This is a genomic window from Streptomyces sp. NPDC059832 (assembly GCF_042731715.1).
In the GTDB taxonomy this organism is placed as follows: Bacteria; Actinomycetota; Actinomycetes; order Streptomycetales; family Streptomycetaceae; genus Streptomyces.
Window position 1 is genome coordinate 56186 of the sequence record NZ_JBHWIY010000031.1, and the last position, 11705, is coordinate 67890.

Annotated in this window: 10 protein-coding genes; 9 read left to right on the forward strand and 1 reads right to left on the reverse strand. The window is 71.2% G+C overall.

The features are described from left to right. The first annotated feature begins 86 nt into the window (after positions 1-86). The 5 genes from ACFV8T_RS35870 (at position 87) to ACFV8T_RS35890 (ending at position 5413) form a co-directional block, all read left to right on the forward strand. Positions 87-1010 carry an ABC transporter permease gene (locus ACFV8T_RS35870; protein WP_266414747.1) on the forward strand — a complete coding sequence of 308 codons (924 nt, stop codon included), beginning with the start codon at positions 87-89 and terminating at the stop codon, positions 1008-1010. Beyond that, on the forward strand, positions 1003-1977 hold the full coding sequence (locus ACFV8T_RS35875) for an ABC transporter permease (RefSeq protein ID WP_385335749.1): 975 nt from the start codon (positions 1003-1005) through the stop codon (positions 1975-1977). Before ACFV8T_RS35870 ends, ACFV8T_RS35875 begins: the two co-directional genes overlap by 8 nt. A gap of 13 nt (positions 1978-1990) precedes the next feature. Further along, positions 1991-2968 (forward strand): ABC transporter ATP-binding protein, encoded by a 978-nt coding sequence (locus ACFV8T_RS35880; protein ID WP_385335751.1) that lies wholly within the window; start codon positions 1991-1993, stop codon positions 2966-2968. After that, positions 2958-4214, forward strand: coding sequence for an ABC transporter ATP-binding protein (locus tag ACFV8T_RS35885; protein WP_385335753.1), 1257 nt, complete (start codon positions 2958-2960; stop codon positions 4212-4214). The genes ACFV8T_RS35880 and ACFV8T_RS35885 overlap by 11 nt, the downstream gene beginning before the upstream one ends. A gap of 197 nt (positions 4215-4411) precedes the next feature. Next, positions 4412-5413 carry a hypothetical protein gene (locus tag ACFV8T_RS35890; protein ID WP_385335755.1) on the forward strand — a complete coding sequence of 334 codons (1002 nt, stop codon included), beginning with the start codon at positions 4412-4414 and terminating at the stop codon, positions 5411-5413. Between the two features lie 56 nt (positions 5414-5469). Here ACFV8T_RS35890 and ACFV8T_RS35895 read toward each other — a convergent pair whose 3' ends face one another. Beyond that, a complete protein-coding gene (locus tag ACFV8T_RS35895) occupies positions 5470-7602 on the reverse strand; it encodes a prolyl oligopeptidase family serine peptidase (RefSeq protein WP_385335757.1) in 2133 nt (710 codons plus the stop codon). Positions 7603-7767: 165 nt separating this feature from the next. Between ACFV8T_RS35895 and ACFV8T_RS35900 the strand changes: the two genes are divergently transcribed. From ACFV8T_RS35900 to ACFV8T_RS35915, 4 genes are all read left to right on the forward strand, one after another. Next, on the forward strand, positions 7768-7962 hold the full coding sequence (locus ACFV8T_RS35900; RefSeq protein ID WP_093896879.1) for a hypothetical protein: 195 nt from the start codon (positions 7768-7770) through the stop codon (positions 7960-7962). 66 nt (positions 7963-8028) lie between these two features. Then, positions 8029-8928 (forward strand): N-acetyl-1-D-myo-inositol-2-amino-2-deoxy-alpha-D-glucopyranoside deacetylase, encoded by a 900-nt coding sequence (mshB, locus tag ACFV8T_RS35905; protein WP_385335759.1) that lies wholly within the window; start codon positions 8029-8031, stop codon positions 8926-8928. Continuing rightward, complete coding sequence (locus ACFV8T_RS35910; RefSeq protein WP_385335761.1) at positions 8925-9362, forward strand: DUF6113 family protein; 438 nt, start codon at positions 8925-8927, stop codon at positions 9360-9362. The genes mshB and ACFV8T_RS35910 overlap by 4 nt, the downstream gene beginning before the upstream one ends. A 418-nt stretch (positions 9363-9780) precedes the next feature. After that, entirely contained in the window at positions 9781-11658 is a 1878-nt protein-coding gene (locus ACFV8T_RS35915; protein ID WP_385335763.1) for a peptidoglycan binding domain-containing protein, read from the forward strand. Positions 11659-11705 lie beyond the last annotated feature (47 nt).

An 11705-nucleotide genomic window follows, 5' to 3' on the forward strand; every position in this document is an offset into this window, starting at 1 on the left:
GCGCACCGGCCACCCGGCTTCCCCGTCCCCCGACGCGTCACTCCCCAGCCCCGAGCCTCTGACCCCCGCGACCCCCGGAGCCCTTCATGGGACGTTATGTGATCCGGCGGCTGCTGCAGATGATCCCGGTCTTCTTCGGCACCACGCTGTTGATCTTCCTCATGGTGAATGTGATGGGCGACCCCATCGCGGGTCTCTGCGGCGAACGCCAGTGCGACCCGGCGACCGCAGCCCAACTCCGCTCGGAATTCGGCCTCGACAAGCCCGTCTGGCAGCAATACCTCACCTACATGGGCAATGTCTTCACCGGCGACTTCGGCACCGCGTTCAACGGGCAGAAGGTCACCGAGCTGATGGCCACCGCCTTCCCCATCACGATCCGGCTCACCGTCGTCGCGATCGTCTTCGAGGTCGTCATCGGCATCAGCCTCGGTGTCGTCACCGGTCTGCGCCGCGGCCGCCCCGTCGACACCACCGTGCTCATCCTGACCCTGGTCGTCATCTCCATCCCGACCTTCGTCACCGGCCTCCTGCTCCAGCTCCTCCTCGGAGTCGAGTGGGGCCTCATCAAACCCTCCGTCTCACCGGAGGCCCCCTTCAACGAGCTGCTGGTACCCGGGCTCGTCCTCGCCTCGGTCTCCCTGGCGTACGTCACCCGGCTCACCCGGACCTCGATCGCCGAGAACGCCCGCGCCGACTACGTCCGCACCGCCGTCGCCAAGGGCCTGCCCAGGCGCCGCGTCGTCATCCGGCACCTGCTGCGCAACTCACTGATCCCGGTCGTCACCTTCATCGGTACGGACGTGGGCGCCCTGATGGGCGGGGCGATCGTCACGGAGCGGATCTTCAACATCCACGGCGTCGGCTACCAGCTCTACCAGGGCATCCTGCGCCAGAACTCCCAGACCGTCGTCGGCTTCGTCACCATCCTCGTCCTCGTCTTCCTGGCGGCGAACCTGATCGTCGACCTGCTGTACGCCGTTCTCGACCCGAGGATCCGCTATGCCTGAGCAGACACCGGACGAGGCGATCTCGTCGGCCGGAGCAGGAGGCGTGATGGATCTCGCCCTGGAGGAGGGCACCACCCTCGAAAGGACACCGGGCGGCCCCGAGGGCACCGGCCCCGCCGAGAAGCCGCGCAGTCTGTGGTCCGACGCCTGGCGGGACCTGCGCCGCAACCCGGTCTTCATCATCTCCGCCCTGATCATCCTCTTCCTGGTGATCATCTCGATCTGGCCGTCGCTGATCGCCGACCAGGACCCCCTCGACTGCAACCTGGGCAAGGCCCAGGAGGGCTCCCAGCCCGGACACCCCTTCGGCTTCGACGGACAGGGCTGCGACGTCTACACCCGTACCGTCTACGGAGCCAGGAACTCGGTGACCGTCGGCGTCTGCGCCACCCTCGGCGTCACCCTGCTCGGTGGCGTGCTCGGCGGACTCGCCGGGTTCTTCGGCGGCTGGTGGGACTCGATCCTCTCCCGCATCACCGACGTCTTCTTCGGCATCCCGGTGGTCCTCGGCGGCCTGGTCTTCCTCTCCGTGGTCACCAGTTCCACCGTCTGGCCGGTGATCGGCTTCATCGTGCTGCTGGGCTGGCCGCAGATCGCCCGCATCGCCCGCGGCTCCGTGATCACCGCCAAACAGAACGACTACGTACAGGCGGCACGGGCGCTCGGCGCCTCCAACTCGCGGATGATGCTGCGCCACATCACCCCCAACGCCATCGCGCCGGTGATCGTCGTCGCGACCATCGCCCTCGGTACGTACATCTCGCTGGAGGCGACGCTCTCGTTCCTCGGCGTCGGGCTGAAACCGCCGGCCGTCTCCTGGGGCATCGACATCTCCGCCGCGTCCCAGTACATCCGCAACGCCCCGCACATGCTGCTCTGGCCCGCCGGCGCCCTGGCAGTCACCGTGCTCGCCTTCATCATGCTCGGCGACGCGGTGCGCGACGCCCTCGACCCCAAGCTGCGCTGAGGAGCCCGCTGCCATGTTGCTCGAAGTGCGCGATCTGCACGTGGAGTTCCACACCCGCGACGGCATCGCCAAGGCCGTCAACGGGGTCGACTACTCGGTGGCCGAGGGCGAGACGCTGGCCGTCCTCGGCGAGTCCGGCTCAGGCAAGTCCGTCACCGCCCAGGCCATCATGGGCATCCTCGACATGCCCCCGGGAAAGATCAGCGGCGGCGAGATCCTCTTCAAGGACCGCGATCTGCTGAAGATGAAGAAGGACGAGCGCCGGAAGATCCGCGGCCAGGAGATGGCCATGATCTTCCAGGACGCGCTCTCCTCCCTCAACCCCGTGCTCAGCGTGGGGGAGCAGCTCGGCGAGATGTTCGTCGTGCACCGGGGGATGTCCCACAAGGACGCGAAGCTGAAGGCCGTCGAGCTGATGGACCGGGTCCGCATCCCGGCGGCGAAGGAACGCGTCGGGAACTACCCGCACCAGTTCTCCGGCGGTATGCGCCAGCGCATCATGATCGCCATGGCGATGGCGCTGGAGCCTTCGCTGATCATCGCGGACGAACCCACCACCGCCCTCGACGTGACCGTCCAGGCCCAGGTGATGGACCTGCTCGCCGAGCTCCAGCGCGAGCTGAACATGGGCCTGATCCTGATCACCCACGACCTGGGCGTGGTCGCGGACGTCGCCGACAAGATCGCCGTGATGTACGCGGGCCGGATCGTCGAATCCGCCCCGGTCCACGAGATCTACCGGGCGCCCGCCCACCCGTACACCAAGGGCCTGCTCCGGTCGATCCCGCGCCTGGACCAGAAGGGCCGGGAGCTTTACGCGATCAAGGGCCTGCCGCCCAACCTGCTGCACATCCCGCCCGGTTGCGCCTTCAACCCGCGCTGCCCGATGGCCCAGGAGATCTGCCGGGGCGAGGTGCCGCCGCTGTTCGAGGTGGCCGAGCACCGCGAGAGCGCCTGCTATTTCTGGAAGGAGACGCTCGATGCACGCTGACCACTCGGGGCGCAAGGAAGCGCGCGAAGAGGGCGAGAAGGCCCGCGTGCTGCTCGCCAAGTCACGGGCCGGGTCCGCCGCGGCGGGCGGCGAGCCGATCCTGGAGGTCCGCGACCTGGTCAAGCACTACCCGATGACCCAGGGCATCCTGATCAAGAAGCAGATCGGCGCGGTCAAGGCGGTCGACGGGGTCTCCTTCGACCTGGCGGCGGGCGAGACGCTCGGCATCGTGGGGGAGTCCGGCTGCGGCAAGTCGACCGTGGCGAGGATGCTGGTGCATCTGGAACAGCCGACGGCCGGCTCGATCAAGTACAAGGGCGAGGACATCACCAAGCTGTCGGGGCGCGCCCTGAAGGCCGTGCGCCGCAACATCCAGATGGTGTTCCAGGACCCCTACACCTCGCTCAACCCGCGCATGACCGTCGGCGACATCATCGGGGAGCCGTACGAGATCCATCCCGAGGTGGCCCCGAAGGGCGAGCGGCGCCGGAAGGTCCAGGACCTGCTGGACGTGGTCGGGCTCAACCCGGAGTACATCAACCGCTATCCGCACCAGTTCTCCGGCGGCCAGCGCCAGCGCATCGGCATCGCCCGCGGCCTCGCCCTGAACCCCGAGATCATCGTCGCCGACGAACCCGTCTCCGCCCTCGACGTCTCCGTGCAGGCGCAGGTCGTCAACCTGCTGGACCGGCTCCAGGCGGAGTTCGGGCTGAGTTACGTCTTCATCGCGCACGACCTGTCGATCGTCCGGCACATCTCCGACCGGGTCGGGGTGATGTATCTGGGCCGGATCGTCGAGATCGGCTCCGACGAACAGATCTACGACCACCCCACGCATCCGTACACCCAGGCGCTGCTGTCCGCCGTCCCGGTGCCGGACCCGACGGCCCGCGAGCACCGGGAGCGGATCATCCTGCACGGCGACGTCCCGTCGCCCGCCAACCCGCCCTCGGGCTGCCCCTTCCGCACCCGGTGCTGGAAGGCGCAGGAGCGGTGCGAACTGGAGGTGCCGCTGCTGGCGGTTCCGGCCGTCTTCCGGCTGACCGAGTCGCCGGCCGGGCACGACTCGGCCTGCCACTTCGCGGAGGAGAAGCAGGTGGTGCCGCCGGAGGGGCTGCTGGAGGCGCAGGGGGAGCAGGAGGAGTCGGCGGAGCAGGGGGAGTCGGCGGGCGAGGACGGACCCTCGGACGGTGAGGTGGACGGCGAGGACGGGGCCGCGCCGTCCGGGAGCACCCGGGCCGGCTGACCACGGGCACGTTAACGCGTGGGCAACCCGGCCGTCTCACGTCCGATATACGAACCGGCCAGCATGGTCGGCGTACGGCCGTGCGGGTGCCGTGTACCGGCCGGGAGGGCGTCAAGTCCGCCCGGCCGGTTGCCCGTTCGAACACCACGCCGGTGAACCCCTTGTCCGGTCGACAGGCACGGTGGAGTATCGCTCGGGTGATACTCACTCGGGGGGCAAGGGCCACCGGTGCCGTTCTCTGCGCCGTGCTCGCGCTGATCGTCGCGGGCTGGCTCGTACGGGACGTCAGGGCGGCCGACGACATCGGGCTGTTGTGGCGCTACTGGGCCGGCTACTACGACCCACGGCTCCCTCTGCTGCCCACCACCTCGGCGTACGACGTGGTGCTGCTCGTGGTGTATCTCTCCGCCGCCGTCGCGTCCCTGCGGTCCTCGGTGGCCGCCACCGCACTGGTCGCCACCGGAGTGGTCACGATCGTCCTGCGGCTTCCCGGCCTCTGGAACATAGGCGAGTCCCGGACGAACGCCCGGTTCACCGACGATCTCCGCACCCGCGCCCTGCTCTGCGCCTTCGTGGCGCTCGCGGCGGGCATCGCGATGATCACCACCGCGGGGGCCGGCCGCAGGGCGGCGCGGGACTTCTCCGAACGCCTTCCGGCCCGGCCGGGGCAGGGTGCGGGCCTGATCGCCTTTCTGTGCCTCGGCGCGGCGGGAGCGATCGTGATCGCCTGGGAGATCCGCCAGGCGACGCAGATCTCCGCCATCTACCCCGACTGGTTCGTGGGCGGGGACCGGGTCGTGCAGGGGCTGATCGACCCGCCGCCCGGCTGGTTCTCGGCGGTCCTGGCGCTGCTCTGTCTGTTCGCGGCGGTGAGCGCGCTCGTCCGCGCCGTGCACGCGCGGCCGTTCGGCCTGATCGCCGCGGCCCTGCTGCTGTTCGGCGGGGTGCTGGGAGTGGCCCGCACCGTGCACTACGAGTTGCTGAACCGCTTCGGCGATCTGTCCGTCGAAACCCAGCTCATCGTGGTGACGGGGTTCTTCGAGGTGCTCGCCGGTGCCGTGGTGCTGCTGGCACTGGCCCTGCCGGGCCCGGACGAACCCCCCGCCCTGCCCGACCAGGGCTACGGGCAGGGGTACGGCCATCCGCAGCCCGGCGTCTACGGGCCGCCGCCCCCGTCCCAGCCGCCGCCCGGCTGGTGACGGGAGGCCCGCCGGACAGGCCCCGGGGCCTGCCCGGCGGACCGGGGCCGGACGCCCTAGCCGACCAGCCCCAGCGACCGCTTCAGGAAGTCGACCTGAAGCAGCAGCAGGTTCTCCGCCACCTGCTCCTGCGGCGTCATGTGCGTCACCCCGCTGAGCGGCAGCACCTCGTGCGGGCGCCCGGCCGAGAGCAGCGCCGAGGACAGCCGGAGCGAGTGCGCGACCACCACGTTGTCGTCCGCGAGACCGTGGACGATCATCATCGGCCGCACCTGGTCGGCGGCCTCCGAGAGCCCCTCGTCCGTGATCACCGAGTTGTGCGCGTACACCTCGGGCTGCTCCGCCGGGTCGCCGAGGTAGCGCTCGGTGTAGTGGGTGTCGTACAGCCGCTGGTCGGTCACCGGGGCGCCGACCACCGCCGCGTGGAAGACGTCGGGCCGGCGCGTCACGGCCAGGGCCGCCAGGTATCCGCCGAACGACCAGCCGCGGATCGCGACCTTGCCGAGATCCAGCGGGAACCGGTCCGCGAGGGCGTGCAGGGCTTCGATCTGGTCGTCCACCGAGAGCACGAGGTTGTTCTTGACCGCCTTCTCCCAGCCCGGTGTACGCCCCCGCATGCCCCGGCCGTCCGCGACCACGACCGCGAAGCCCTGATTGGCGAACCACTGCGAAATCAGATGCGGATTGTGGGCGGCGACCACCCGGCGGCCATGCGGTCCGCCGTACGGGTCCATCAGTACCGGAAGCGGGCCGTCCGACTCGTTGTATCCCTCGGGGAGCAGCACGGCGCACGGAATTCGCCGTGCGCCCCCCTCGGTGAGGCGCACCCGCGCGGAGAGAACCGGCTCCTCGGCGTGGTTCGCCACGGTGGCGATCGGCTTGCCGTCCCGGAGCACCTCGACCCGGGTCCCCGGCCGCTCCGGGGACTGGGTGACCAGCACCGTCACCCCGCCCGCGCGGACCGCCGAGTGCACCCCGACCCCTTCGGACACCCGCTCGACGCCCAGCTCGTTGACCCGGTAGACATGGGTCTCGCCGATCTCCGGTTCCGCCGCCTCCTCGCCGGCCGTGGCCGACACCAGGATGTCCGACCCACCGATGTCCAGCACCGCCTGGAGCTGCAACTGCGCCCCGGTCAGCAGCCGGTCGCCGACCGCGAGCACCCGCGCCCCGCCCTCGTCCGCGATCCGCACCAGCCGTCCGTCCGGCGCCCAGGCGGGCACACCGGGGAAGATTTCCAGCCAAACCGGATCCTCGTCGGCATGCACCGTCCGCGTCGAACCGGTCTCCGGGTCCACCGCGAGGAAGAGGTGACTGCGCTGGTCGCGGGACTGCACCAGCAGCAGCGGCGCCCCGTCCGACGACCAGTGCACCTGTGCCAGATAGGGGTGGCGTGCCCGGTCCCAGACCACCTCGGTACGGGTGCCGTCCAGGCCCAGCACGAAGAGCCGCACCTCGGCGTTGGGCGTCCCGGCCGCCGGGTAGGCGACCTCGGCGGGCCTGCGGTCCGGATGTGCGGGATCCGCGATCCACCACCGCTGCACGGGGCTGTTGTCGACCCGGGCGACCAGCAGCCGGTCCGACTCCGGCGACCACCAGAAGCCCCGTGAACGCTGCATCTCCTCGGCCGCGATGAACTCCGCGAGACCGTACGAGACGTCCTCCGCCTCCGGCTCGGCGAGTGCCCGGTCCCCGTCGCCCTCCGCGCCCACGACGCGCAATGCCCCCTTGGACGCATATGCGATGTGTCGTCCGTCCGGTGACGGTCGCGGGTCGATCACCGGGCCCGGAACCGGCAGCGCACGGGCCGTGCCGGCCCGCAGTTCGGCGACGTACACCTTCCCGGAGAGCGCGAAGGCGGCCAACTCCGCCGCCCCGTCGACCGCGTAGCCGACGATCCCCGAGGACCCCTCGCGGCTGCGCTCGCGCCGGGCCCGCTCCTGCGCCGACAGCCGCTCCGCCGAACCGCCCAGCAGGGCCGCCGGATCGGCGACCACGCGCTCCTTCGGTGTTCCGTCCTTCGGCAGGTCCAGCACCCACAGCCGGCCGGACCGGTCCGTACCGGAACCCGACCGCAGGAAGATCACCCGCTCCCCGTCGGGTGAAACGGTGAACGCCCGAGGGGCGCCGAGAGTGAATCGCATGGTTCTGGCGTGCTGACGCGGAAAGGAGATCTGCTGCGAAGTCATGTGCCGAACCTAGTCCCCGACCGCCCGGTCGTGCGCCCCTCGTGCTGCTGTGCCCCGATCAATGCGGTGCCACGGATAGTTATGATCCGTAGCGCTCGGTGGGTAAGAACCTGCTGGCTCCATGTGTGCTGCCCGTCCCGACCGTACTGATGGAGGTGAACCGCCGTGGCACTCTCGATTTCGGCGGTGGTGCTGCTGGCGATCGTCGTCTTCCTGCTGATCCGGAAATCCGGACTGAAGGGCGGACATGCGGTGGTCTGCGCACTGCTCGGTTTCTATCTCGCCAGCTCGTCGATCGCGCCGAGCATCTCGAACCTGACCACGAATGTGGCCGGCATGATCGGAAGCCTCAAGTTCTGAGGCCCGGCTCGTCGGCGACAGGTGCGCGGGCGGTGATCGGTGCGCCCGGCTCGTAGGGTGGTCCCCATGACGGACCATCCCGCCCGGCGTCTCCTCCTGGTGCACGCGCACCCCGACGACGAGTCGATCAACAACGGCGCCACCATGGCCAAGTACGCGGCCGAGGGTGCCCAGGTCACCCTGGTGACCTGCACGCTCGGTGAGGAGGGCGAGGTCATCCCGCCCTCCCTCGCCCATCTCGCGGCCGACCGGGACGACACCCTGGGCCCGTACCGCCGGGGTGAACTCGACGCGGCGATGAAGGAGCTGGGCGTCACCGACCACCGGCTCCTCGGCGGCCCCGGCCGCTTCCGCGACTCCGGAATGATGGGCGCCGAGCAGAACCACCGCCCCGGCGCCTTCTGGGCCGCCGACGTGGACGACGCCGCCGGACACCTGGTGGAGGTCATCCGCGCGGTGCGCCCGCAGGTCCTGGTCACCTACGACCCCGACGGCGGCTACGGACACCCCGACCACATCCAGGCGCACCGCGTCGCGATGCGCGCCGCGGACCTCGCCGCCGATCCCGCGTACCGCGCCGGATCCGGCGCCCCGCACACCGTCGCCAAGATCTACTGGAACCGGGTGCCGCGCACGGTCGCCGAGGAGGGCTTCGCCCGCCTGAGGGACACGGCGCCGGACGCGTTCCCGGGCATCGCCGCCATCGAGGACGTACCCGGCGTGGTCGACGACTCCCGGATCACCGCGCAGATCGACGGTTCGGCCCATGCCGCCGCCAAGAGCGCGGCGATGCGGGCCCACGCCACCCAGATCGCCGTGGACGGCCCCTTCTTCGCCCTCTCCAACGACCTGGGACAGCCCGTCTTCACCACCGAGTACTACGAGTTGGCGCGCGGCGATTCCGGAGCCCCTCAAGGGGGCCGGGAGGACGACCTGTTCGTGGGTACGGCGGGAGCGGAGCGATGAGCGGCGGCAAGCAGGGCGCACCGCGCCCCTCCAGGGACGTCGCGGCCACCGGCCTCGCCGCGCCCCTCAATCCCGGGCGGATCGCCGCCTACGTGGGCCTCGCCGTGCTGGGCGCGCTCGTCGGGATCGCCGGGGCTCTCGTCCAAGCCGCCTGGTTCCCCGCCGGATTGCTGCTCGCGCTGGTGGCCGCCGCCGGGCTCTTCTACGGCGGGCGCCTTGTCTTCGGCACCCAGCTGGGCGCGCTGGCACCCGCTGCGGGATGGCTGATTTCAGTCGTTGTTCTGCTGGGCGGACGCCCGGAAGGCGACTATGTCTTCGGCGATGAACTGGGTCTCACTCTCTTCATGCTGGGCGGTATGGCCGTCGCTGTGATCTGTGCCACCATGTCGCGGTCGCCCCAACAGGGCGCCGACAGCGGCCGGCCTGGCAAGTAATGTGCCACGTCCGATCCCGTAATGCCCCTTGTCCGTCCGCTGGCCGCACAGCCGTTTCCCCCGGTCGCGGGGTGTCCGTCGGCGGCGGCCAGTATGGTGGTTCGCGCGCCGAGCCGTCCCCTGGCCTGCGGCATGGGGGAAGTACGGGCGGCGGAGCCAATCGGGAGAACCTGCTTTGAGTCGTGAAACTGACAGTTCGTCCTCCGGGCCCCAGGGGCGCGGAGGAGCCGCGTACCCCTCGGGGACGCCGCCGTACGGATCCCGCCAGTATCCGTCGCTGCACCCTTCGCAGGATGCCCCGGAGGGGGCCCCGGAGCCTGCGGACCCGCCTCAGTCCGAGGAGCCGAGGACCGAGACGACGCTGACGACGCGCATCCGGATCAACATCCCGGGCTCGCGTCCCATCCCGCCCGTCGTCATGCGTACGCCCGTGGGCGACACCGACAGCGCCGACATCGAGCGCACCGGCAGCTTCCCGCGCCCCGCCTCGCCCGCGGCGGACGGTGCGCCGGCCGCGTCCGACACCGCGCCGGCCGCCGAGGCCCGGACCGATTCCGCCGCCGCGGAACCGGCCGCCGAGAAGCCGGCCAGGGAGAAGAGCGGCAGCGACTGGTTCGCCCCGCGCAAGCCCCCCATGAACACCTCGGTCGCCGGTGGCGTCACAGCCGGCGGCGCTACGGCCGGTGGCAGCCCGGCGGGTGGCGCCGAGGGCCCCAGGGGCGCCGCGCCCACCCCGCCCCGCGCCGATCTGCCGTACTTCTCGGACGGTCCGCAGCGCACGGGCGACCAGGGCGCACCCCGCCCCGACGACTTCGGCTCCGGCGGCCCCGCGTCCGGCGGCCCGCGCCCCACGCCGAACCTCGGAGTACGTACCCCCGGCCCCTCCGGCCCCACCACGGGCCCGGTCACCGGCACTTCGTCCCTGACGCCGAACCTCGACGGACCGGGCGGCGCGGGCTCCGGCCCGATGGGCTCCGGCCCCGGGGTCGGCCTCGGCCCGGGGGGCTCAGGTGGTCCCGCGGCTCCGCAGGGTCCCGGTGCCCCCGGTGGTCAGCCGCCGCGGATGTCCGACGACACGGCGGTGCTGACCCCGCAGTTCTCGGGCCCGGCACCCTCCGGCCCCGGCGGCAACGTCTCCGGTGACACGCTCACCAGCGGCATCCCCGTCATTCCGCCGGAGCACCGGGCGGCGTCGCCGTTCCCGAGCGCGCCCGCGGGCGGGCGACCCGATCCGGCGTCGCGTGTCCCGGGCGACCCGATGGGCACCGGGCCAGCAGGACCCGGCGGCCCCGCCGCCTCGCCCGCCCCCGCGCCCCGCCCCGAACCGGCGCCCGCGCCCGCGAAGAAGCAGGGCCGCTCCAAGCTGGTCCTCCTCGGCGTCGGTGTCGTCGGGCTGCTCGGTGTCGCGTACGGCGCCGGGCTGCTGATGAACCACTCCGACGTACCCAAGGGCACCACCGTCCTGGGCGTCGACATCGGCGGCGGCACGAAGGAGGAGGGCGTCACGAAGCTGGACGCCGCCCTCGGCAAGCGCGCCGTGGCCCCCCTCCAGCTCGCCGTGGACGGCAAGAAGACCCAGCTCGCGCCGGACAAGGCCGGGCTCGGCCTGGACAGCCAGGAGACCGTGCGCTCGGCGGCGGGCAGCGACTACAACCCGGTCTCCGTCATCGGTTCCCTGTTCGGCAGCAAGCGCGCCGTCGACCCGGTGATCCCGGTCGACGAGGAGAAGCTCGGCGTCGCGCTGACCGACCTGGCGGGCGTCTCCGGCTCGGCCAACGACGGCACGATCAAGTTCGAGCCGGGCAAGGCCGTCGCCGTACCCGGGAAGCCGGGCAAGGCGCTGGACGTCAACCAGTCGATGACCTCGGTGCGCGACGCGTACCGCGCCCAGGTGCAGACCGGGCGGACGAAGGTCGTCCAGCTGCCCGTCACCACCCGCCAACCCACCATCGGCCAGGCCGAACTGGACCGGGCGATGAAGGACTTCGCGAAGCCCGCGATGTCCGGTCTGGTCACCATCAAGGCGGGTGCCAAGCAGATCCAGTTCGGCCCGGCCAAGTCGTTGCCGCAGATCCTCTCGATGGTGCCGGTCCAGGGCCGGCTGATCGAGCACTACGACAAGAAGGCCATCGAGACCCTCTGCGACGGCGTCTTCAACGGCATCATGATCACCAAGGGTGACGGCAAGAAGCACCAGCTCAACGCGGACGACGTGGCACACGCCATGCAGACCGCGCTGCTCGGGAAGACCGCCACCGAGCGGACCGTCGTCATCAACCTCGACGGCAACGGCTGACCGCGGCGAACCGCACCGCACGCCCGCCCCCGACCGGACCCCGGCCG